The following is a 21,977-nucleotide window of genomic DNA, read 5'->3' as shown; positions in this document are numbered from 1 at the left end:
TCTCCTTCACGTATTCGAGGGGTCGCGCACCTGCGGCCCGGGGGATGAGCCACCGCCATCGCCGCCGCGCAGCGTGTGGGCGACGGTGGTCGCGGCCTGGGTGAGCTGCTGCCTGCGTTGCAGGCGCCTGGCCCAGTCGGGTTGCTTGGTTGGCCGCGTGGATGAGCCGGCAATTGGCGGCGTGTTGTCCGCCGCTGGCCCAGTCGTCGCGGGGCCCGGCGCCATTCCGGTGGCCAAGGACCGGGCTCCGCCCATGGCCAGGCGTGCCGCGCCAGGCGCCATGCGCGCGCCGGCCAGCACGGCGCCGCCGACACCAGTGGCCACGGCGGCTGCACCGGCGGCCATGCCCGCGGCGCCCAGGGCGGTACCGGCCGCGGCGCCGGCCCCCAGTTGGGGGGCGCCGGAAACCAGGCCGGTGGCGATGCCAGGGCCGAAGATGCCCAGACCGAGCAGCGCCAGGGCGGCGAGCATGACCACCATGGCGTGGTCGATGGTGGGCTCGTCCGGCACGGCCTGGAACTCGGCGAACAGCCTGCTGCCGATGCCGACGATCACCGCCAGCACCAGCACCTTGATGCCGGACGCGACCACGTTGCCCAGCACCTTCTCGGCGAGGAAGGCGGTCTTGTTCCACAGCGCGAAGGGCACCAGGACGAAGCCGGCCAAAGTGGTCAGCTTGAACTCGATCAGGGTGACGAACAGCTGGATGGCCAGGAAGAAGAAGCTGACGATCACCACCAACCAGGCCAGAAACAGCACCAGAATGCTGTGCAGGTTGCCGAAGACCTTGGGGAAGTCACTGAGGCGGCTGATCTGATCGAGCAATGGGCGCCCCGCCTCGACACCTATGGCGGCCAGGTTCCCCGGCTGCAGGAGCTCGGCCTGATTCAGTGCGGAACCCGAGGCCAGCAGGCCCAGTCCGGCGAAGGAGTTGAAGAGGATTTTCGCCAGCGCGTTGAAGTTGCCGATGATGAAGGCGAAGGCGCCGACGTAGAGAATCTTGCGGATCAGCTTGGCGCTGACGTCCTCGCCGCCCATGGCCCAGAACAGCCCGGCCAGGGTCATGTCGATGGCCACCAGGGTCAGGGTGAGAAAGGCCACCTCGCCGCCGAGCAGGCCGAAGCCGGTATCGATATACAGGCCGAACACCTCGAGGAAACGGTCGATCACGCTGACGTCGTTCATCGCACGTCCTCGTCGAAGCTCGGCGGGATCGCCGGCAACTCCGCGGCGCTTCGGAACTCGCCCGGTCGCGCGCAGCCGGAGTAGAAGCGCTCTACCGAATCGTCTTGCCGCGCCACGACGCCATCGTCGGCCTGGCCGCAGGCGGCCAGCATCAGCAGCGGCAGCAGTGTCAGGAATCTCATGGAGCCAGCCTCCCTACCGATAGAACTGCACGGGGTAGGGTGTATAGGGCGTGCCGCTGCCCATGAAACGCCGGCGCAGTTCGCGCGCTTCCTCGGCCGCGGCGGCCTGGCGCGCCAGCTCCAGGGCGATGGCGCGGTTCTGGGTGATCTGCAGCTGCTGGGCCTGGATCGATTGCTTGGCCTGCAGGGCCAGCAGTTGGTTGGTGGCCTGGGTGGCCTGCAGCGCACCGCCGGCGGCCTGGCTCAGCTGCACCAGTTCGCTCAACACGCTCTCGTCCAGGGCCAGGTTCTGCGCCACCTGGGCCTGCACGCGCAGGGCGGTGTGCAGGCCGTCGAGCCCGCTCCTCCAGCGCTCGCGCGCCTCCTGGGCCAGGCGCTGGCCGCTGATGCCGCTGGCATACTCGGCCGGATACAGGCGGGCGAACTCCCGGTCCAGGCGCTGCACATCAAAGGCCAGTCCCTGGGCCTCGGCGAGCAGCCGCTCGGTGCTGGCCAGGGTCACCCGCAGGCGGTTGACCGCGTTGTAGTCCAGCTTCGCCAGGTTACGGGCCTGGTTCAGCAGCATCTGGGTTTCGTTCTGCAGCTGGCTGACCTGGTTGTTGATCATCTCCATGGTGCGCACGGCGGTCAGGATGTTCTGCACCAGGTTGGTCGGGTCGATCACGGTCACGGCGTTGGCCGGCTGCAATGCCAGCAGGCCCAGGGTCAGCAACATGACGACAGGCGCAAGACGGGTAAGGGGTTTCATCACAGGCACTCCTTGCGTGGCAGGGAATAAGAGGCGAGCAGGTCGGCGGCCCAGTCCAGGCCGCGGTGGCGCAGCCAGGCAGGGGCGAAATCCGCGGTGCCGGAGTCCCGGAGGATTCGGTCGATTTCACGCTGCTCGGCCGGGCTGGCGGAGGCGGCGAAGGCCAGCGCAACCGGGCCCAGGTCGAGGTCGAACAGGCGGTTGCCCTGGCGCGACTGGTAGTAGTAATCGCGCTTGGGCGTGGCCTGGGCGATGATCTCGAGCTGCCGGTCGTTGAGGCCGAAGCCCTGGTAGATGCCGCGGATCTGCGGTTCGCCGGCCTGGGGGTTGGGCAGGAAGATGCGACTGGCGCAGCTCTCGACGATCGCCGCGGCGATGCAGGAGTCCTGGATGTCGGCCAGCGACTGGGTGGCGAATAGCACCGAGACATTCTTCTTGCGCAGGGTCTTGAGCCACTGGCGGATGCGCGCGGCGAACAGCGGGTCGTCGAGAAACAGCCAGGCCTCGTCGAGGATCAGCAGGGTCGGCGCGCCGTCGAAGCGCTCCTCGAAACGGGCGAACAGGTAGCCCAGCACGGCCGCCACCGCCGCCTTGCTGTGCATCAGCTCTTCCATCTCGAAGCACTGCACCTCGGCCGTGCCCAGGCGATCCTGGTCGGCATCCAGCAGCCGGCCATGGGCACCGCCCAGCACATAGGGCTGCAGGGCCTGACGCAGGGCGTTGTCCTGCAGCAGCACTGACAGGCCGGTCAGCGTGCGCTGCGCCACAGGGGCGCCGGCCAGGCTGTCCAGGGCGGACCACAGCGCGGCCTTCCGCTCCGGGCCGACCGCCACGCCTTCCTGCAGCAGGCGCGCCTCCAGCCACTCGGCGGCCCAGGCGCGGTAGCTGGGCTGATCGATGCGCGCCAGCGGCTGGAAGGCCAGGTCGCCATCGCCGCCCAGGTCGTAGTGCTCGCCGCCCAGGCCCAGCACCGCCGCCCGCAGCGAGCGGCCCATGTCGAAGAGGAACAGACGCGAACCCGGGTAGCGACGAAATTGCATAGCAAGGGTCGCCAGCAGCACCGACTTGCCCATGCCGGTGGGGCCGGCCACCAGGGTGTGGCCGACATCGCCGACGTGGGTGACCAGGCGGAAGGGCGTGGCGCCGTCGGTGCGGGTGATCACCAGCGGCGGGCCGTCCAGGTGCTCGTTGCGCACAGGGCCGGCCCACACCGCCGAGAGCGGCATCAGGTGGGCCAGGTTGAGGGTGGAGATCAGCGGCTGGCGGACGTTGGCGTAGGCGTTGCCGGGGATCGACGACAGCCAGGCCTCCACCGCGTTGAGGCTCTCGGCGATGGTGACAAAGCCGCGGCCCTGGATCACCCGCTCGACCAGGCGCAGTTTCTCATCGGCGACCCGGGCGTCGCGGTCGCGGACCGTCACGGTGGCCGTCACATAGCCGAAGGCGACCTGGTCGGCACCCAGCTCCTGCAGCGCCGCATTGGCGTCGCCGGCCTTGTTCGCCGCGTCGCTGTCGAGCAGCGGGCTTTCCTGCTGGAAGATCGCCTCGCGCAGCAGCGCCAACACACCCTTGCGTTTGGCGAACCACTGCCGACGCAGGCGCACCAGCTCTTTCTCGGCTTCATCTTTGTCCAGGCAGATGAAGCGGGTCGACCAGCGATAGGCGAAACCCAGGCGGTTCAGATCATCCAGCACACCCGGCCAGGTCGAGGTGGGAAAGCCGCGCACCGACAGCACGCGCAGGTGCTGCTCGCCCAGCCGCGGCGCGAGGCCGGTGGTCAGCGGGCTGTCGGCCAGCAGGGCATCCAGGTGAAACGGCACTTCCGGCACGGCGACCCGCTGGCGGTGGGGCGATACCGTGGCGTGCAGGTAGCTCAGGGTCTGGCTGTCGTCGAGCCAGGCAAGCTCCGGCATCACTCCTTCCAACAGGTCGAAGAAACGCTCGCTCTCGGCGACGAAGGCGGCCAGCCGCTCGCGCCAGTCGACGCCACGTTGCTCCCGGTGCTCATAGAGCAGGCCGGCGGCGCGGGCGCGTGACTCCTCCGGCGGCAGGTAGAGCAGCGTCAGGTGGTAGGCGCTCTCGAAGTGGCTGCCCTGGGCCTCAAAAGCGGCGCGTCGCTCCTGCTCCACCAGCCAGGACAGCGGCTCGGAAAAATCACTTTCGGGGTAGTCGGCTGCCGCCAGACGCTCGGCCTCGATGAACAGCGCCCAGCCCAAGCCGAGGCGGCGCAAGGCGTTGTTCAGGCGCGCCGAAGTGGCTACCAGCTCGCCCTGGGTGGCGCTGTCGAGGTCCGGCCCGCGAAAGCGCAGGGTGCGCTGGAAGGCGCCGTCCTTGTTCAGCACCACACCCGGGGCGACCAGGCCGGCCCAGGGCAGCCAGTCGGCGAGCTGGGCCGGACGGCGTTGGTATTCGCTGAGGTTCAGCATGGCGGCGCTCCTCACACGTCCAGCAGCGAAGGCTGCTTGATGTGGCGGGCGAACACCTGGAGGAACTGCGGATCCAGGCGGGCGCCCCAGACGGCCAGCGAGTGACCGACCAACCAAAGCACCAGACCCGGGATCCATAGCTGCAGGCCGAGGCCGACCACCGCCGCCAGGGTGCCGTTGAGGATGGCCACGTTGCGTGGCGCGCCGCCGAGCAGGATCGGTTCGGCCAGGGCGCGGTGCAGCGGTACCTCGAAGCCGGTGATGAGTTCGCGTTCGCCGTTCATGCGACCAACGCCCCGCCGGCGAAGCTGAAGAAACTGAGGAAGAAGGACGAGGCGGCGAAGGCGATCGACAGGCCGAAGACGATCTGGATCAGCTTGCGGAAGCCGCCGCTGGTGTCGCCGAAGGCCAGGGTCAGGCCGGTGGTAATGATGATGATCACCGCGATGATGCGCGCCACCGGTCCCTGCACCGAGTCGAGGATCGACTGCAGCGGCCCTTCCCAGGGCATGCCGGAGCCCGCCGCAAAGACCGGCAAGCTGGCGCCGAATAGCAATGCACCCAGTACCAGAGCGCGGGTGGTGCGTCGGCGCAACACAACGGGGACGAGAAAGGGATTCATGGCTGGTCTCCTGAGGCAGTGGGCAGGGAAGGGTTGCTATCGAGGGTGTCGATGGGCTGGAGGCGGTAGCCGCGTTCGTCATGGCCGACGACCCGGGCGATCTGCTGGACATGGCGGGTACGGCCGCGGCCGGCGAGGAACACCACCAGGTTGACCGCCTCGGCGATCAGCGCCCGTGGCGCGGCCAGGGCGACCTCCAGGATCAGTTGCTCCAGGCGCAGCAGGGCTCCCTGGGCGGAGCCGGCATGAATGGTGGCGATGCCGCCCGGGTGGCCGGTGCCCCAGGCCTTGACCAGATCGAGTGCCTCGCCGCCGCGCACCTCGCCGACCACCACCCGGTCGGGGCGCAGGCGCAGGGTGGTGCGTACCAGGTCGGCCATGCACACCACGTCGGGTTTGGTGCGCAGGGCGACGTGGTCGAGGGCCGGGCACTGCAACTCCACAGTGTCCTCGAGCACCAGCACGCGGTCGCCACTGCCGGCCACCTCGGCCAGCAGCGCATTGGCCAGGGTGGTCTTGCCGCTGCTGGTACCGCCGGCAACCAGGATGTTCAGGCGGTTGCGCACGGCGTCGCGCAGGTACTCGGCTTGTCCGTAGGAAAGAATGCCGTCGGCCACGTAACGCGCCAGGGGGATGACACCGGCGGCGCGCTTGCGCAGGGCGAAGGTCGGCCCGGCTGCCACCGGTGGCAGCACGCCCTCGAAACGCTCGCCGGTCTCCGGCAGCTCGGCACTGAGCAGCGGCCTCCCGCGGTGCACCTCCGCGCCGATGTGGGCGGCCACCAGGAGGATGATCCGCTCGCCGTCGGCGGCGGACAGGGTGCCCAGTCGGCAGCGGCCACCCGAGAGGCGGTCGATCCAGAGCGCGCCGTCGGGGTTGAGCATGACCTCGACCACGTCCGGATCATCCAGGGCCGCGGCAATCAACGGGCCCATGGCCGTGCGCAGCATGCGGGTGCGGCGGTCCAGGGAGGCCGCCGCCGCGGTCAGCACTGGGGAGTAAGCAGCGCTCATGAGCGCTCTCCCGTGGCCTGAGGCGCCGGCTGACCCTCCTCGTGCACCTCCCTGACCAGGCTGCGCCCGCGCTGCAGGTGACGGCCGAGTTGCTCGACGAACTGGGTGAAGCGCAGCTTGCCCTGGGCCCGCGCCGCCTCCTGATGGGCCTCTGGCACCGGCGTGCTGACCGTGAGGTAGTAGCGCACGTAGAGCGCCACGGTCTCGATCAGGATGTGCTGGTCGCGCTCCAGCCGCTCGAACTGGCGCGACAGTCGGTCCAGGCGCTTGGCCAGAGCTACCTCCCGTTGCTCGCCCGACTCAGGCGACAGCCAGGAAGCCAGCGCCGCGGCGATGATCGAGGACTTCGACACGCCCTTGCTGATCGCCAGTTCGCTCAGGCGCTTGGCGTGCTCGGGTTGGATAAACAGGTTCAGGCGGGCTCGGCTCATAGGGCTATTCCATCGTCGGGGTCGAGGGCGGCCAGCCGCGCCACGCGCTGCAGGCGCGGATCCGGCTGGGTAGGGAAGGGAGCGGGGACGTCGTCCTCGTCGAGCAGCAGCAGGTCGCTGGCCAGGTCGTCGGGCTCAGGCAGCTGGGCGAGCTCGGCCAGTTCGGGCTGACGGCGAGGTCTCCCGTCCTCGACGGTCTCGTCGTCGCCCTGGCTGACCGGTGAAGCGTCCACGAGCGCAGGCACGGCCAGGCTGCTCCAATCGTCCGCCCGCGGCGCCGGCGCATCGGCGTAGCGCCCCGGTTGCAGTCGCGGCGCCGGCAATACCCGACGCTGGAAGTTGCCGTCACTGAAGTAGCGCAGCTTTTTCGCCCGGATCGGCGCGTGGCCGGAGAGCATCACCACGGCCTCGTCGCTGGGCAGTTGCATCACCTCGCCCGGGGTCAGCAGCGGACGCGCGGTTTCCTGGCGCGAGACCATCAGGTGGCCCAGCCAGGGCGCCAGGCGGTGACCGGCATAGTTGCGCTGCGCGCGCAGCTCGGTGGCGGTGCCCAGGGTCTCGGAGATGCGCTTGGCGGTGCGTTCGTCGTTGGTGGCGAAGGTCACCCGCACATGGCAGTTGTCGAGGATCGAGTGGTTCTGGCCGTAGGCCTTGTCGATCTGGTTGAGCGACTGCGAGATCAGAAAGGCGCGCAGGCCATAGCCGGCCATAAAAGCCAGGGCCGACTCGAAGAAGTCCAGCCGTCCCAGCGCCGGAAACTCATCGAGCATCAAGAGCAGCTTGTGCTTGCGCGCGATACCGTCGGCGCCTTCGAGGGACTCGGTCAGGCGCCGGCCGATCTGGTTGAGGATCAGGCGGATCAGCGGCTTGGTGCGGCTGATATCCGAGGGCGGCACCACCAGGTACAACGACACCGGATGCTCGGCCGCGATGAGGTCGGCGATGCGCCAGTCGCAACGCGAGGTGACCTCGGCCACCGTCGGGTCGCGGTACAGGCCGAGAAACGACATGGCCGTGGACAGCACGCCGGAGCGCTCGTTCTCGCTCTTGTTCAGCACCTCCCGCGCGGCCGAGGCGACCACCGGGTGGGGTGCCTCGTCCAGGTGTGGCGTGGTCATCATCCGCTGCAGCGTCAGCTCGAAGGTACAGGCTGGATCCGAGAGGAAGTTGGCGACGCCGCGCAGCGTCTTGTCCTGGCCGGCATAGAGCACGTGCAGGATGGCGCCGACCAGCAGTGCATGGCTGGTCTTCTCCCAGTGGTTGCGCCGCTCCAGTGCACCTTCCGGGTCGACCAGGATGTCGGCAATGTTCTGCACATCGCGCACCTCGTGGGTGCCGCGACGGACTTCAAGCAGCGGGTTGTAGGCGGCCGAGGCCCGGTCGGTGGGATTGAACAGCAGGCAGTGGGAAAAGCGCGAGCGCCAGCCTGCGGTCAGGCTCCAGTTCTCGCCCTTGATGTCGTGGATCACCGCCGAGGCCGGCCAGGCGAGCAGGGTGGGCACCACCAGGCCGACGCCCTTGCCCGAGCGCGTCGGTGCGAAGGCCAGCACATGCTCGGGGCCTTCATGGCGCAGGTACTGCTCCTGAAACAGGCCGAGGAACACGCCGGCCGGTCGAGTCAGCCCGGCCTGGCGAACCTCTTCCGCCTCGGCCCAGCGCGCCGAGCCATAGGTGGTGACCCGCCGAGCCTGGCGGGCGCGCCAGATCGCCATGCTGATCGCCACCACCAGCGCCAGCAGGCTGCTGCACGCGGCGATACTGCCACCGACGTTGAAGACCTCCGGTGCATAGGCATCGAAGACGAACCACCACTCGAACAGGCGCCAGGGGTGATAGATCGGCGTGCCCAGCAACTCGAACCAGGGCGCGCCCAGGCGTGCCTGGTAGCCGAGCGCGGCAGCCGTCCACTGGGTGGCAGCCCATACCCCAGACAGGGTGATGGCCAACACCGCCAGCACCTGGCCGTACAGCACCGTCGTCGCTTGCATCCCTGAGCCCAGCCTCCCTGGCGAATCGCGCGGCACGCACAGGTGCCGCGGGCGAGAGGTTCGGCATTGGCGGGGAAGGGGTCAAAGACCATTTCGAGGATGACGCTGACCTTGAGCGCGATAGTTCCAGCTAGGGATTGGGGGAGAAGAAGTCAGGGAGGTATGGCGTATAGCGGAGGGTGCTGGTCATGGACCTGCTCGCCGCACACGACCGGCCATAATTGCTTCGTAGTTGCCTCTGGAAACCGGCTGAGACCGGCCAGAAGCATTCATTCGGATCTGTCTACGAAATTGGGGACGATTCAGTAGGGTGACGAGCCCAGCCACCCTCTGGGCGCTGGGCTTTTTATCGATGGTCAACGCAGGCTTAGATGATCTGGACGCCCGCTTCCGGGACGAACATAAAGCAATAGAAACCGTACTCCACCACCAGTTCACGGTTGTCAGTACTGGATATTGGCCCCTGGTTGACTTGCCAGTTGGCTGTCATGGGATTGCTGATGGGGTTGCCGGCAAAGTCAAAGTTGGTGACCTGATCGGAGCCATCTTTTTGTGACCAGCTGTCGCAAGCGCCAGATGAGGTGTCACAGCGTGCCCAGTGGTAGTCGCCCGGCCAGTTGGCGTCGCCCGCGGTGGAAACCATCAGCGCGACGAAGTGCCCGCCGAGGTAGCCCGCCCCCAGTTTGCCTGGCAGCTGTGGGTTGGTGCCCTGCTTGCTGGACTTAAAGGCAAACAGTTCTTCGAGGCTAGTGCCGACAAACTCCAACCCGTCTTTTACGGCGTAGCTGCTGACCAGGGCGCCCAGATCGGCTAAGGGCTGTTTGAAGTCCGCTGCGGTCAGCAAGTAGCCGCTCTGCCGTCCTGGCTGCGGAAAGGTGTTGGGCGTGATGTTGCAGCCGTAGGCGTAACAGTTGTTGTTGGGTTGGAACTTGAAGGACATGAAGTTGCCCTGGCAGTCCCTGGAGGGGGCGTAGCCTCCTGCCGCCTCTCCGTAAACCGTGGCCGAATACTGGGGTACGCCGATGGTTTCTTTTTCGGGCACGCTGATTTGCACCGGTATGACCATAGGGGCTATGTAGTGTTCGTCCGGCACCGCACCCAGTGCAGTGGCGCTTGTGGTTTGGTGAAAGAAATCCTGGGGGGCAATCACACCGCTGAATTTGAAGGGGCGTGGTGAGGTGTTCATGGCGCATTCCTCTTCGGTGGAGACAGGGTAGGGTTAGGGGTAGAGCTGGCAGGCGCTGACCATGCTGGAGTAGTCGTAAACCTGCAGGAGCAGGCTGTTGTCCTGGGCTGAGCTGGCGTAATGGCCACTGATGACGAGGCGCGATGAGGCGCCGCCGTATCGGCCGGTATCACTGGCCCAGATGGCCTGGTTGTTGCGGTTGTAGAACACCAGGTTGCCGTCATCCTGCATGCGCAAGCGGCCAGGGAGATCACCCGGCTGGATGGTGATGGGCAGGCGCCACAGAGGGGTGCTCTGGTCGCTGGCGAGTAATAGAGGGCCCTGATCGGAGGTGTTGGTCAGGGTGGCGCTGCCGTCCAGGGCGCTGATGCTCTGGTTGGGCAAGAGTTCAGCGCTGGTCCGGCTATCCAGATAGTTCACGCTGAGCATCTCGCCGGCGAGATTGGTTTGCATCAGGCTCTGCACTTGTTGGCGTGTCCAGCCGTTGGAGGCGGCTGAGGCCATGAGGATCATCAGCTTCGCCAGGGCGGCCATGGGCGTCATGTCCGCCGGAGACAGGGCACCAACCTGGGGTAGCCAGGCACCGGCGGCGTAAGCGCTGTTGTTCACCGTGCCGGCCAATACCTGGGTGCAATCGACCAGGTTCACCCCGCTTTGATTGGCCTGATTCAGGGCCTGATAGATAGCTCCTGCGCTAGGTGTGTCCGGGTTGCCGGAGGGAAAGTTGCCTTCGCCATAGGACTCCAAAATTATGCCGCACGCCCCGGCCTTGACCACGGCGTCGATCAGCGTGGCGAGAAAGGCGCTGGGCGGCGAGAGACTGTAGGGCGCAGGGAATGCGTTCAGTTGAACGATCGGAAAAGTATTGATGCAGGCTTGGATACTGCTGACCTGGCTTTGTTGCTTGGCCAGCACAGTGGGGGTATCCAGGCTGAGGTTGCTGTGCACGGGACCTGGTAGACAGGCTTCGCTGTTCAGCGTCAGTTCGATGCCGTATTTGGCTAGGGCCGGATAATTGGGGGACGAGAAGGCGTCGAACTGGCTGGCATTGGTCTTGACCGCACGGTTGCCGCGATAGAGATGGTTGTGGAAATACACACACACCTCGGCGATGCCGCACTGCGCGGCTGCGACCGCGCCACAGAGGTTTTGATAGGCGTCGGTGTTGAAGTTCAGGCTTAACGCCTGATCGCTGCCGGCCTGGTAATACAGCGGCACCTGTGAGCCGGTGATGATTACAGGCTTGCTCAGCACGGCGGTGCCGTAGCCGTTAGCGTCGAAGCTGTTGAGCAGGAACGCCAACGCCGCGCCGGAGAAGTCCATGCTATCGGTTCCGTGGAGAATGACGAAGCCGTCGTAGGCGGCGTAATTCTCCAGGATGCCCTGGGCCATGATGCACCAGTCGGTGGGTTGCAGATTGGTGCTGTCCAGGGTTTTCGTAGCCGACTCGGGGAAGCTGATCTCGGTAAGGTAGCCGATGCTGAGGTCGGGGAATTGCTGCTGCAGGATCGGGTTGAGCAACTGCTCGCTGGCCTCGGCGAAGGCGCTGGCGGTCATCGGCGCTAGCGGGTCGCCGACACAGCTGATGGTGCCGCCGGTGTTGATGATGGCGATATTCATGGTATGCCTCCTTGCATAGGCGGGTGTTCGGTTAGCGCGGGACCAGCAGGGCCTTTCGCAATCGGCCGAAGCTTGGCGGCGTGGTGCGGCTCAGGTGTTGAGCGCTGAGGCTGACCACGGGCGCCATGGCAATGGCGAATGCGGCGCCGAGTTTGAGTTGGTCGGAGAACCAGGGCGCTTCATAGGCCGGTGTAGTCGACCAGTTCTGCCGAATCTCGTCGCTTTGCAGGTTGACGATGTTGCTGAAGGCCGTGGCGGGGTCTTGCGGGTCCTTGCGAAATTGCAGGGCGATTTCGGCCAGTTCGACCAGTTCGGCATGGGTGAAGGGCTGGCCGGCGTCGCGTATCTGCACGGGCGGCTGCTCCTGGCGGCGCATGATGCAGTACACCGTTTGCCCGCCGCAGGTCGGGTCACGTTGGTACAGCTGCAGGTCATAGGGCTGGTTGCTGGCCACCGCGCGGCCATCGCCGGAGTAGCTGACGCCGAAATCGCCGCGGTTGTCCTGTCGTGGGTCGCCCTGCAGGAGCGCCAGTTCGCAGCGAGCGACCTTGCTGCCGAGCTGGTCAATGCGGGTTCGCAATTGGTTGGCATTGTCCTGGGCGGTACTGTTGTCCGGCGGGTTGGCGCCCTGGGCGAACACTTGATAGCCGTTGGCGGCCTGGGAGGCGATCAGGTCAAAGAAGGCGTCGATGCAGTCGGGGCTGTCGAGATGGGCGAGAGTCAGGGTGTTGCGATTGTCGAAGCTGCTGACCACGGCGGTGATGATGCAGGAAGTGGCGCTGTCGGAGTAAGCGGTCAGCGGTGTGTCGGCCAGGACGAAGGTTTGATAGTTGCCCTGATCGACATAGAAGAAGCCTTGCGCGGGAGGGGCGATTGGCCCTTGGTCGGCGGCCTTGAGGGTGATGTCGATGGTGCTCATGACAGGGACTCCGGATATACGCTGAGGGGGTTGTTTCTCGGGTTTCCGTTGATCTGGTACTCGCACATCGAGTTGTTGGCGTTGACGCTGAATAGCGCGGTGGCCTGGGTGTGGAACTCGATGCCGAGGTACTCGGTTTCACGGCAGATCGAGAGTTCGGTTTGTCCGTAATACTGGTCGCTGAGCAGGGTCTTGATGCCCTGCTGGCTGGGATCGACCTGCAGAATGGTTTCGGCGCGTTGCAAGCGCAGGTAGGTGCTGTGATTGGCGGCGTACTGCACGGCATCGGGTTGTAGCCGGAAGTTGTTGGTCGAAACGAAAAAGCCGTCGCGGCGCTTGATCAGGCGCACGCAGTCCTGGTTGAAGGGATTGGGCATGTACTCGATAAGGATGCTGATCGGCCGGGTCTTTTGCGGGTCTTCCCAGCCGCTGATCATGGCGATATCTGGTGCCGGAAACGGCGTGTTGCCGCCCATGCTGCGGTAGAAGTCGATCAGGCTTTGCGCCGCCTCGATTGCGCTGGTATGGCTGCTGATACTGGCCTCGTAGGCAGCAAACAATGCTTCGGTTTGCGCACTGCTGGCGTAATAGTTGGCCGCGGTGGTGGTGTAGGTATCTGCAGCGACAAAGGCTACGCCGTGGTTGTTGACTCCCGCCCAGATGCCTGAGCTCCCTTGGCGCGTCATGGCGATGTAGCTGTTCACGCCATTGCTGCCGGCACGCACTTCCGGTGCGTTGAAGGTAGTGATGGGGATCAGGTCGCACTGTTTGAAGGTATGGATGGTGTTGCCGTCAAAGACGGTACCGATGGTGCACATAGAGGCTCCTTGCCTGCTTGCGAAATGAGGACGAGCGCACTGGGTCGGCTTCACGCATGAGGTGAACCGATATGGTGCTAGGGGTTATTTACTGCGGTATGGACAGCGATGGCGGTGAAGGACCGCCAGGGGGTAGTGAGAAGCGGAAGCGCGCAGCCTTGCGCATGATGGGACATCGCTCGAACTCCTTTTCAAGGTTCACTGAGATTAGTCCAGCTTGCCCAGATGCCAAGTTCGGGTTCTACCGTGTTTAAAGCGAGGGATACCGCGCGCGAAAATCAATCGGTGACCACAAGATTGAGGCTGCATGGCGATAGCCGAGGGTCGCTTCTAGCCAGTCGTGACCGGCCGGGGTCAACCCTAAGCAGCCGCTGGTAACCGGCAGAAAGCGGCCAGAAGTGGCCATTCGAAGGTGGCGCACGAGTCCAGGGATGGCTCAACTCGCTCTCTCACTTTTAGCTCTCCCGATGTGCTTTTTCAGGGGGGATTACCACATCAAACAATGCAGCCAGCAGGCAGCGCCTGCCCAAAACAGCGATACAGGCCAACCATCGCGGGCGGTAGAGGTGTGTGCAATCCGCACAGGATGAGTGCGAAACACTGGCTATTTCACAAACGATCTTTGCGAAAAAGTAAAGATTCGCAATGGGCGGCTGCGGAAAGCATTGGACGGCTATTGACCCTGTACCGCCGCGCTTTTCAAGCTAGGTAAGTGATATCCCGCGACCACATCTAGTTGCCGGCGATGGCCGCATGGCTGGTCGACCCTATCGCCGTGCGCGGCGGCTGGTTCCAACCAGGACGGTGCTGCCGATCGGAGACGCGCAGGACACTGTATACGTTTGCCAGGTTACGCCCCTGATCCGCCAGCCGCGACACGATCTGACTATGGGGTATTTTCCAGCACCACAGCGAATTCAGTCCCGGCAGGCCTGCCATCGGCAAACTTCCTATTTATTGGCACAACGCTTCCTTCTGCCTTGGCCTGGTTACACCAAGCACAAGACGTCACTTCGCTGATGCGTTCCTGGCGAGCCAACTCGACCATGCACAGGTACAGCAGTGGCGACAGCTACTTCAATAGGGCAGCTTTACGTTCAGGTGGATAACGCGGATTTGCATCGCTCTTGCCCCCCCGGTGCCGTTTTTGATGAATCCAATCAGTCGACAACTAACTGACACTGGGGGGGCAGCAAGCTGTTTAACATCAAAAGATAGCAGTCATGGCCCACAAAAACCGATAAAACGAAAAAAACATAGCTTCCGCTATCGTCATTTGCGAAACATGCACAAGGGGATTGTGAAACACATCAGGCGCCAAAAAGATGCGTGCAAAAAACTAATTTTTTGCAGTTAGGGACTTCAAATCAGAGCAGACCTCGTCCTACGAACGAAATTTGTACCATCGGCAAGAACTACTCGCTTGAACGCCCGCTCACCAGCGGTATTGTGTACAACAACTCTATCGCGGTCATCGCTGAGGGAATCTCGTTGTGAGCTACAGCATGCTACTAATCCAATCGAATACGAAGCGTCTTTACATGCATAGGAAGGCTTAAGATGAGCACATCCGTGAAGGATAAAGGGGCGATTGACCTTCCTTTTGCTATCTACGATGCCTTCACTAGCACCCCATACTCCGGAAGCCAAGGTGCTAGCATCCTCAATGCATCTGACATCCCTCCTCAGATGCGACCTCTCATAGCGAAGGAAATTGGCGCCCCTGCTACAGCCTTCGTAGATATGTGCACTGAAAATCAGATAAAAGTACAATTCTTCTCCACCGTCGCTGAATTGCCAATGTGTGGCCATGGCACCGTTTGCCTGATCACTCGACTCGTTGATGCCGGATTACTGGCTTGCCCAGAGACGGGAATCGCAGAAGCAATTCTGAATTTGCCCAAAGGCAGCGCGACAGTCGAGTTCGGGCGTAATGCGGAGAGTCGGGTGGAGGTAATGCTAGACGTGTCACCCGCTACTTTTACTGGATCAAACCTTGATATGGAGCGTCTTGCATTTCTTTTGGGCGTGACAGTAGAAGACTTTTCGACTGACTTCCCGGCCGAAGTAGCAAGCGCCGATTTCATTCACTTGTGCTTACCTATGCGAGGCCTGGCTGCAATGGCACGGCTTAAGCCCAACATGGACGCTTTGGCCCAGTTTTGCCGTGAAAACGGGCTTGAAACAATTGCCACGTTCAGTACCGAAGTGCAGCAACCCGGACGAACTGTTCATGTGCGCGACTTCTGCCCGGCAGTTGGTGTCGCCGAATCGGCTGCGGCAGGTACAACCAACGCCGCCTTGGCCACCTATCTCCTGCGCAAGGGCATCGTCCTACCGGGAGCGAATGGCGACGTGCTAGTTCAGGCCGAGCAAGGGATGGAACTTGGGCGCCCAAGTCATGTAACGACTCGTATTACATTACGCGATAGCGAAATTGAGCGTCTGCAGGTAGGCGGTGTGGCTTCACGCGTCATCGACGGCAAATTACAGGTTCTGTTAGGGGGTGAGTCTTGATTCAGAGTGCTTCTTTAGTCTGGGACGCACATGCAGGAATTTTTCCCTCGCCGACTCTGGACCTGAAGGTCCTTGAGGATTGGTCTGCCAATCATGTGGACTATGTCAGTATCAACGTCGGCTTCGATGTGATGACCCGGGATGAGACACTGGCAACCCTTGCTGCATACAGGCACGGAATTCTGGCGCAGCAGGATCGCTATGTTCTCGCGGGGACGATGGCGGAGGTTCGCGCCGCCAAGGAGTCAGGCCGCCTGGCCGTTAGCTTCGATCTCGAGGGTATTAACGCGCTAGGTGGCGACGTGAATATGGTCGGGGTCTATCACGCTCTTGGCGTTCGTCAGATGCTATTTGCCTATAATCTGAGTAACGCCGCGGCTGGAGGATGCCATGATGAAGATACTGGCCTGACTGCTTATGGCTCGTCCATTTTGGCGGAGATGAATCGACTTGGGATAATCGTGGATGCAAGCCACGCGGGCTTCCGTACCAGTATGGACTTGATGGAGCAGTCTCAGACTCCGGTAGTGTTTTCTCATTCTAATCCGGGTGCTGTTCTGAACCACCAGCGTAACATCAATGATGTTCAGATCAAGGCTTGCGCACAACAGGGCGGGGTTATTGGATTGAATGGGTTGGGCATTTTTCTTGGAAACAATGACATCAGCCCCGAAACCATGCTGCGGCATCTTTTCTATCTGTTTGACTTGGTAGGACCAGCCCATGTCGGCCTTGGCTTCGACTCCACGCCAGGCACCGAAATAGATCTCAGCGTGATCCTGCGGGCTCGACCAGACTTCTGGCCGCAGGGCCAGCAATACGACACACCGCATATTGGCCATGGGGGCCCCTCCTGCATTCCGGATCTGATCAAGGGAATGCAGGCGCGTGGCCTTACTGACGGCGAGATCGCAGGTGTACTTGGGGAAAACTTCGCACGGGTAGCGAGCGCTGTCTGGAAGTAGGGTTAGGGCACGAGTCGAAGATTATCCGAAGATGGCGGAGTGGGTAATTTCGGCTTCTCGCTTTAACCAATCACGAACAACTCTCGTCAACTCCGGTTGGCGAGTTTTTTCTGGCCAGAGAACGTAGTAGGCGTACTCGGACACAGCCACTTGGCCGAATGGGCGAATGAGTCGACCACTAATTAGGTCTTCGGCAACAAGTGCCAACCTGCCGAGCGCCATTCCCTGCCCTCTAATTGCAGCTTCTATAGCTCCAGCAGTGTGACTAAAGCGCGGGCCCCGGTCCGCATTCGGCAAATCGACTCCAACTGAAGCCAACCAATTGCGCCATCCGAAATCAGTCATATTGTCATGCAGTAGCGTAATGCCAGCAAGACAGTTTAACGACGGCTGTAGCGTCAAATTCAAGTCTAATTGAGGCGAACAGACCGGAAAGATATGATCCTGAAAAAGCGGCTGATGTTTGATATCTTTAGGCGGGCAGATGCAATAGCGGATGGCAATATCTATACCTTCATGCTCTAGGTCAACCGCCCTATCGTTAGCATCAAGACGCAAATCAACTTCTGTAAGCTGGGCTTGCAGGCTAGGTAAACGAGGAATCAACCAGCGACTGCTAAGTGAGAACGAGGCACTGAGTACCAGCTGGGGTCGTCGCTCTTTTTCAGCCAGTGCTTCGCACTCAGCTCGCAGGATATCAAGGGAGGATTGCACGGCCTTGAGAAACCGTACCCCCTCGGGCGTTAAAGTCAGTAATCGCTGACTTCGTATAAACAGCGCCACCCCCAAGTCGGCTTCAAGTTTTCTTACCTGAAAGCTGACCGCTGATTGAGTAAGATTCAACGATTCAGCCGCTTTTGTAAAACTACCCAGATTGGCTGATGCCTCAAAAGCGGGAAGCGCGGTCAGCATTGGAAGTTTGATAGCGCGTGTTGATGGCATGCTACCTTCTCTGTTCAGATGGAAGAGGTGCGTATGAACTGTTCAATTAAGCCCCAGGTTGCGCGCTTTATTTTACTCTGACCAAAAAACTTCGGGGGGCGACCAGAGCTGCTTAGAGTCTCTTTTCCTTTCTCTCATACTCGGCACTCTTGAGCCCTCTCTGAGCCGCAGACTTTGTGCAAGGGGCTGTTAGCTATGCTGAGCGCCCCTCCAGCAATAACGATTACCCACTGCCTTCTGTCGCATACTGCATGGGCTGAATACGAATCTCTGCAATTCGCCCCACAACCATGCGGGTTACAGAGCAGTGGCTTCGCAGATTCGGGGGCTTTTTCAGAATATCCTTAGCTGCGCAAGCAATTCTCTATTGGGTACAAAAAATACTAATATCTACCAAAATGCTGAGCGCCAACTCAACGCGAGACGGGGTACCACCCATTCCGCCCCCTGACTGTGGATATCACGAGAACGTGATCAGCCAATTTCTAGGGACTCCCAAATGCTATCAAAGCATGCTTTTTCAGGCCTAAGGACAAAGCTGAACGCTCCCCAATAGCCAGTCTACACATGCGACCGGGCTGGCAGGCGCCTCACGTAGACTACACCACTTAGCCAGTGGGGAGGCAAGGGCAGCTGGCCGGCCGCCAGCGAATTACTGGTAGCACGCTCGCCAGATATTCTGGCAGCATCGAGGGCCGGCGCCTCCAGAGAAACCAGCTCTACATCAGGGCGCCTCTAGTAGGCACTCTCAACACGCGCATTTTTTCAACAAATTTTACTTGTGCAAGCGAAAGAAAAACTCGTTTGTGTGTAGCATTCTTTCGGGCCTAGCATCCAGTCCGAATAGAATAAAAATCGTAGGAGTTTCGACACTCGGGTGCCCGCAAAAGCCCCTAGAGTTCCTCCCGCAAGACTCAAACATTGAATATGGCATAATCCTGATGGCACCGATGCGAATGACTCTAGGTAACGCCCCTAAAATTTCTAATAGCCGTCGTGCCCGGGCAAGATGTGGGGTGCTGCTGCCCTACACGAATACTAATCTTGAGCCTGACATGGCACTGATGGCTCCGCAGGAGCTGTCAATTCATGTAACCCGTATTGGCGGTTACCCGGTCGAGGAGGTACCGGGGTTGTCCGAGATGAAAGCGATGGCATCCACGTCGCTGGAAGAGGCCCTGACGTTGCTGTCTGCAACAGGTCCAGATCTTGTCATTTATGGCTGTACCTCTGCGACGCTTTCGCTTGGGCCAGAAGGCGATAGCGCATTCGCTAATCAACTGTCCCTCGATGCCGGATGCCCGGCCATAACGACGTCCGGAGCGATATTGGCCAGCCTGCATCGGCTTGGTGCAAAGCGAGTTCACTTCGTAACGCCCTATGATGCCGCCCTGACGCAGAGAGGGTCGGACTTCCTGACAGAAGCGGGATTTGAGGTAGTAGCCCAGACCTACCCGAGCACCCCTTTAACAAGCCTGCAGCAGGGTGAGCTTACGCCGGATCGAATCATTGAAATGATTATTGCCGGCGATCACAACAGTGCCGACGTGCTGGTTTTAAGTTGTACAGACATGCGCGCAGTTGAGTGTATCGAGGCCCTTGAAACAGTAACTGGCCTGCCGGTCGTAACTAGCAATCAGGCCCTTTTCCACGAGCTGTTACTACAGCTTCATCTTCCAACTGCAAATGTCCCCGGCCGCCTTGCGCGCTCCAGGGCTGAATAAATAAACCCTGATGCGCTAGGCGAAGACACCTAATCTAGACGAGGTAGCACAATGAGCAAAATAATTCTACCGAATACCGGAGTAGCCAGCATGACCCGCCGGTCCGCGCTTGGACTATTAGGAGGAGCATCGGTCGCAGCCCTCGGGGGAATGTCATTAATCGGCAGTGCGCCGGCGTTTGGCTCGATGACTTCGACTGGCCGCACATATACGCCTGCTGTTAAGGGCGGCAAGCTGACGATGGCAGTCAGTGGCGGCAGTACGACCGATTCTCTAGACCCAGCCACCTATAATGAGATTTACATTGGCACGGTCGGCCATGCGGTTGCTAACAACCTTGTCGAGATCGGTCCAGATCGCACGCCTATTCCTGAGCTCGCAACAAGCTGGGAGAGTTCGGACGGGGCTAAGCGCTGGGTATTCAATATTCGTCAAGGTGTGACGTTCCACAATGGAAAACCCTTAACCCCTGCAGACGTCGTATATTCATTGAACCGTCACCTAGGCGAGTCTTCGACTTCAATTGCCAAAGGGGTTCTCGCGGGCGTCACGTCGATCACCGCGAAGGACAACTCCGTAATCATCACCCATGAAACTGGCGATGCGGACATGCCGGTTATCCTAGGCGATTATCACCTGCAGATAGTGCCTGAAGATTTTCGCGACTGGGGAAAGATGATCGGTACCGGTGCATATATGGTCGAAGAGTTTGAGCCCGGCGTCCGCTTCCGCGGCAGGAGAAATCCTAACTACTGGAAGGCTGACCGCGGCTGGGTGGATGAAGTCGAAGTACTCTTCTTGGCTGATGCAATTGCTAGGACAAACGCTCTTATTAGTGGTGAGGTAATGATCATCGACCGAGTCGATACCAAGATCGTTGACCGCCTGAAAAGCATCAGTAAGTTCCAATTGATTGAGGGCCAAGGTGGGCGATATGCCACGTCGGTCATGGATGTAAGGACGCCAACATTTGCGGACAAGAATGTACGCCTCGCGATCAAGTACGGCGTCGACCGCCAGGCGATCGTTGACCGCGTCTTTCAGGGTTATGCCAGCCTAGGGAACGATCATCCTATTCCGTCGGTCGACCCATTCCACCACTCGGAACTAAAGCAGCGCACCTATGATCCGGACAAAGCTAGATTCCATCTTAAGGAGGCTGGGCTAGAAAAACTTGACATCAGTTTAAGCACCGCTGACGCGGCTTATCCTGGCGCCGTCGATACAGCAGTGTTAATGAAAGAAGCAGGCAAAGCTGCCGGCATTAACATCAATGTTGTACGCGAACCCAACGACGGTTACTGGTCTAATGTTTGGATGAAGAAGCCGTATTGCATTTCAAATTGGACCACTCGACCCACCCCTGGGATGATGTTCCAAGTGGCTTTTGCCTGCGGAACGCCTTGGGCCGAAGCCTTTTGGTGTCACGAAAAATTTGAGCAACTGATGCTTGCAGCGAAGGTCGAGACCGACTTTGCTAAACGCAAGCAGATGTACTGGGATATGCAGGAGATCGTACACATGGACGGAGGTAATTCGATCTTCGCATTTGCGACGGAACTGGACGCATACGCTGATAACGTCCAGGGCCCAGCTGCCGATGGTGCCGATCGCATGATGGGCGGACGAGCGATTGAACGGGTCTGGCTAGCCTGATCAGTTGCACATTACCTGCGGGGCGGCCGCACCGGCCGCACCGGCCGCCCCGAAGTCTCCGAAAGGTAAGGTTTGCATGAATCCACTTGTAATCATGTTTCTGCAACGCATGGGACTCGGCCTCCTTACACTATTCGCAATCACGGTTGTGATCTTTCTGGCTGTAGAGCTGTTACCAGGTGACATCGCTCAAGAACTTTTGGGCCAAAATGCCACCCCCGAAACTGTTGCAGCATTACGCGATGAGTTGGGCATGAACCTGCCGCCGCTCACTCGCTATCTGGAATGGCTCGGCAATGCAGCTCAGGGTGACTTAGGCAAGTCACTGGCCAGCGGTCGCGAAATCTCAGAACTAATAGGCCAGAGATTTCTCAACACACTTGCGCTTGCCGCCTATGCAGCAGCTATTTCAATCCCCATGGCCGTATTCCTTGGCCTGCTTGCGGCGCTTTACCGCAATTCGGTTTTCGATCGAGCAATCAACATAAGCACACTTTCGGCAATATCATTCCCGGAATACTTTATCGGCTACATTCTGATGTTGCTGTTGTCGGTTAAGGCCGGATGGTTTCCATCACTGGCCAATATGGCTGGCGGGGGCAGCCTCGGGGACTTTCTTTATCGCACCTTTCTGCCGATGCTCACGTTGGTGCTTGTAGTGACTGCACATATGATGCGGATGACACGTGCTTCGATAATCAATTTGCTGGCGCAACCGTACATTGAGATGGCTAGACTCAAAGGCGTATCTGCATTTCGCATCATCCTGCACCATGCCCTGCCGAACGCACTAGCCCCCATCATTAATGTCATCGCGATAAATGCCGCTTACTTGATGGCTGGCGTAGTTTTGGTCGAGGTCGTCTTTGCCTACCCAGGCCTCGGACAATTAATGGTGGATAGCGTATCCAAGCGTGACATCACAGTGGTGCAAGCCTGCTGCTTAATATTTGCGACTGTTTATATTCTTCTCAATCTTACGGCTGACGTTTTGTCTATCGCGACAAACCCACGCCTTATGCATAGGAAATAGTC

The 21,977-nt window shown here is 60.9% G+C and carries 19 protein-coding genes; 5 read left to right on the top strand and 14 right to left on the bottom strand.

The genetic code is table 11. The features are described from left to right. Positions 1-6 precede the first annotated feature (6 nt). The 13 genes from trbL to KDW96_RS02550 form a co-directional block, all read right to left on the bottom strand. Complete coding sequence (trbL, locus tag KDW96_RS02610; protein ID WP_255838854.1) at positions 7-1,185, bottom strand: P-type conjugative transfer protein TrbL; 1,179 nt, start codon at positions 1,183-1,185, stop codon at positions 7-9. Next, on the bottom strand, positions 1,182-1,367 hold the full coding sequence (locus tag KDW96_RS02605) for a hypothetical protein (RefSeq protein ID WP_255838853.1): 186 nt from the start codon (positions 1,365-1,367) through the stop codon (positions 1,182-1,184). The genes trbL and KDW96_RS02605 overlap by 4 nt, the downstream gene beginning before the upstream one ends. 13 nt (positions 1,368-1,380) lie before the next feature. Next, a complete protein-coding gene (trbJ, locus tag KDW96_RS02600; protein WP_502221331.1) occupies positions 1,381-2,082 on the bottom strand; it encodes a P-type conjugative transfer protein TrbJ in 702 nt (233 codons plus the stop codon). 32 nt (positions 2,083-2,114) lie between these two features. Continuing rightward, positions 2,115-4,541, bottom strand: a complete 2,427-nt coding sequence (trbE, locus tag KDW96_RS02595; RefSeq protein ID WP_255838850.1) for a conjugal transfer protein TrbE — start codon at positions 4,539-4,541, stop codon at positions 2,115-2,117. Positions 4,542-4,552: 11 nt separating this feature from the next. Next, complete coding sequence (locus KDW96_RS02590) at positions 4,553-4,825, bottom strand: VirB3 family type IV secretion system protein (protein WP_255838849.1); 273 nt, start codon at positions 4,823-4,825, stop codon at positions 4,553-4,555. After that, the gene (locus tag KDW96_RS02585; protein ID WP_255838847.1) at positions 4,822-5,163 is read right to left on the bottom strand and encodes a TrbC/VirB2 family type IV secretion system protein; all 342 of its coding nucleotides are present in this window, start codon (positions 5,161-5,163) and stop codon (positions 4,822-4,824) included. Before KDW96_RS02585 ends, KDW96_RS02590 begins: the two co-directional genes overlap by 4 nt. Further along, positions 5,160-6,176, bottom strand: coding sequence for a P-type conjugative transfer ATPase TrbB (trbB, locus tag KDW96_RS02580; protein WP_255838846.1), 1,017 nt, complete (start codon positions 6,174-6,176; stop codon positions 5,160-5,162). The genes KDW96_RS02585 and trbB overlap by 4 nt, the downstream gene beginning before the upstream one ends. Beyond that, on the bottom strand, positions 6,173-6,607 hold the full coding sequence (locus KDW96_RS02575) for a CopG family transcriptional regulator (protein WP_255838844.1): 435 nt from the start codon (positions 6,605-6,607) through the stop codon (positions 6,173-6,175). The genes trbB and KDW96_RS02575 overlap by 4 nt, the downstream gene beginning before the upstream one ends. Continuing rightward, the gene (locus KDW96_RS02570; RefSeq protein ID WP_255838843.1) at positions 6,604-8,595 is read right to left on the bottom strand and encodes a conjugal transfer protein TraG; all 1,992 of its coding nucleotides are present in this window, start codon (positions 8,593-8,595) and stop codon (positions 6,604-6,606) included. The genes KDW96_RS02575 and KDW96_RS02570 overlap by 4 nt, the downstream gene beginning before the upstream one ends. Positions 8,596-8,962: 367 nt before the next feature. Continuing rightward, on the bottom strand, positions 8,963-9,781 hold the full coding sequence (locus tag KDW96_RS02565) for a hypothetical protein (RefSeq protein ID WP_255838842.1): 819 nt from the start codon (positions 9,779-9,781) through the stop codon (positions 8,963-8,965). A gap of 33 nt (positions 9,782-9,814) precedes the next feature. Continuing rightward, positions 9,815-11,401 (bottom strand): asparaginase domain-containing protein, encoded by a 1,587-nt coding sequence (locus KDW96_RS02560; protein WP_255838841.1) that lies wholly within the window; start codon positions 11,399-11,401, stop codon positions 9,815-9,817. 31 nt (positions 11,402-11,432) lie between these two features. Continuing rightward, on the bottom strand, positions 11,433-12,320 hold the full coding sequence (locus KDW96_RS02555; protein WP_255838840.1) for a hypothetical protein: 888 nt from the start codon (positions 12,318-12,320) through the stop codon (positions 11,433-11,435). Continuing rightward, the gene (locus KDW96_RS02550) at positions 12,317-13,138 is read right to left on the bottom strand and encodes a C45 family peptidase (protein ID WP_255838839.1); all 822 of its coding nucleotides are present in this window, start codon (positions 13,136-13,138) and stop codon (positions 12,317-12,319) included. The genes KDW96_RS02555 and KDW96_RS02550 overlap by 4 nt, the downstream gene beginning before the upstream one ends. A gap of 1,560 nt (positions 13,139-14,698) precedes the next feature. Between KDW96_RS02550 and KDW96_RS02545 the strand changes: the two genes are divergently transcribed. Both KDW96_RS02545 and KDW96_RS02540 read left to right on the top strand, forming a co-directional pair. After that, positions 14,699-15,655 carry a PhzF family phenazine biosynthesis protein gene (locus KDW96_RS02545; protein WP_255838838.1) on the top strand — a complete coding sequence of 319 codons (957 nt, stop codon included), beginning with the start codon at positions 14,699-14,701 and terminating at the stop codon, positions 15,653-15,655. Continuing rightward, positions 15,652-16,620: a dipeptidase gene (locus KDW96_RS02540; RefSeq protein ID WP_255838837.1), complete on the top strand. Its 969-nt coding sequence runs from the start codon at positions 15,652-15,654 to the stop codon at positions 16,618-16,620. Before KDW96_RS02545 ends, KDW96_RS02540 begins: the two co-directional genes overlap by 4 nt. Before the next feature lie 21 nt (positions 16,621-16,641). On the opposite strand, the gene KDW96_RS02535 is transcribed toward KDW96_RS02540, so the two are convergent. Then, positions 16,642-17,562, bottom strand: coding sequence for a LysR substrate-binding domain-containing protein (locus KDW96_RS02535; protein WP_255838835.1), 921 nt, complete (start codon positions 17,560-17,562; stop codon positions 16,642-16,644). Between the two features lie 1,016 nt (positions 17,563-18,578). Here KDW96_RS02535 and KDW96_RS02530 point away from each other — a divergent pair. The 3 genes from KDW96_RS02530 (at position 18,579) to KDW96_RS02520 (ending at position 21,975) form a co-directional block, all read left to right on the top strand. Continuing rightward, the gene (locus KDW96_RS02530) at positions 18,579-19,286 is read left to right on the top strand and encodes a maleate cis-trans isomerase family protein (RefSeq protein ID WP_255838834.1); all 708 of its coding nucleotides are present in this window, start codon (positions 18,579-18,581) and stop codon (positions 19,284-19,286) included. 51 nt (positions 19,287-19,337) lie between these two features. Beyond that, positions 19,338-20,942 (top strand): ABC transporter substrate-binding protein, encoded by a 1,605-nt coding sequence (locus tag KDW96_RS02525; protein ID WP_255838833.1) that lies wholly within the window; start codon positions 19,338-19,340, stop codon positions 20,940-20,942. Positions 20,943-21,018: 76 nt separating this feature from the next. After that, the gene (locus KDW96_RS02520) at positions 21,019-21,975 is read left to right on the top strand and encodes an ABC transporter permease (RefSeq protein WP_255838831.1); all 957 of its coding nucleotides are present in this window, start codon (positions 21,019-21,021) and stop codon (positions 21,973-21,975) included. Positions 21,976-21,977 lie beyond the last annotated feature (2 nt).

This window comes from Pseudomonas benzenivorans (genome assembly GCF_024397895.1).
In the GTDB taxonomy this organism is placed as follows: domain Bacteria; phylum Pseudomonadota; class Gammaproteobacteria; order Pseudomonadales; family Pseudomonadaceae; genus Aquipseudomonas; species Aquipseudomonas benzenivorans_A.
The sequence above is the reverse complement of the archived record's forward strand: the minus strand, read 5'-3'. Positions and strand labels throughout refer to the sequence as shown.

Bases quoted from the DNA above. Each gene is read 5' to 3' on its own strand.
- trbL (WP_255838854.1), bottom strand. From the start codon at position 1,185: ATGAACGACGTCAGCGTGATCGACCGTTTCCTCGAGGTGTTCGGCCTG.
- KDW96_RS02605 (WP_255838853.1), bottom strand. From the start codon at position 1,367: ATGAGATTCCTGACACTGCTGCCGCTGCTGATGCTGGCCGCCTGCGGC.
- trbJ (WP_502221331.1), bottom strand. From the start codon at position 2,082: ATGTTGCTGACCCTGGGCCTGCTGGCATTGCAGCCGGCCAACGCCGTG.
- trbE (WP_255838850.1), bottom strand. From the start codon at position 4,541: ATGCTGAACCTCAGCGAATACCAACGCCGTCCGGCCCAGCTCGCCGAC.
- KDW96_RS02590 (WP_255838849.1), bottom strand. From the start codon at position 4,825: ATGAACGGCGAACGCGAACTCATCACCGGCTTCGAGGTACCGCTGCAC.
- KDW96_RS02585 (WP_255838847.1), bottom strand. From the start codon at position 5,163: ATGAATCCCTTTCTCGTCCCCGTTGTGTTGCGCCGACGCACCACCCGC.
- trbB (WP_255838846.1), bottom strand. From the start codon at position 6,176: ATGAGCGCTGCTTACTCCCCAGTGCTGACCGCGGCGGCGGCCTCCCTG.
- KDW96_RS02575 (WP_255838844.1), bottom strand. From the start codon at position 6,607: ATGAGCCGAGCCCGCCTGAACCTGTTTATCCAACCCGAGCACGCCAAG.
- KDW96_RS02570 (WP_255838843.1), bottom strand. From the start codon at position 8,595: ATGCAAGCGACGACGGTGCTGTACGGCCAGGTGCTGGCGGTGTTGGCC.
- KDW96_RS02565 (WP_255838842.1), bottom strand. From the start codon at position 9,781: ATGAACACCTCACCACGCCCCTTCAAATTCAGCGGTGTGATTGCCCCC.
- KDW96_RS02560 (WP_255838841.1), bottom strand. From the start codon at position 11,401: ATGAATATCGCCATCATCAACACCGGCGGCACCATCAGCTGTGTCGGC.
- KDW96_RS02555 (WP_255838840.1), bottom strand. From the start codon at position 12,320: ATGAGCACCATCGACATCACCCTCAAGGCCGCCGACCAAGGGCCAATC.
- KDW96_RS02550 (WP_255838839.1), bottom strand. From the start codon at position 13,138: ATGTGCACCATCGGTACCGTCTTTGACGGCAACACCATCCATACCTTC.
- KDW96_RS02545 (WP_255838838.1), top strand. From the start codon at position 14,699: ATGAGCACATCCGTGAAGGATAAAGGGGCGATTGACCTTCCTTTTGCT.
- KDW96_RS02535 (WP_255838835.1), bottom strand. From the start codon at position 17,562: ATGCCATCAACACGCGCTATCAAACTTCCAATGCTGACCGCGCTTCCC.
- KDW96_RS02525 (WP_255838833.1), top strand. From the start codon at position 19,338: ATGAGCAAAATAATTCTACCGAATACCGGAGTAGCCAGCATGACCCGC.
- KDW96_RS02520 (WP_255838831.1), top strand. From the start codon at position 21,019: ATGAATCCACTTGTAATCATGTTTCTGCAACGCATGGGACTCGGCCTC.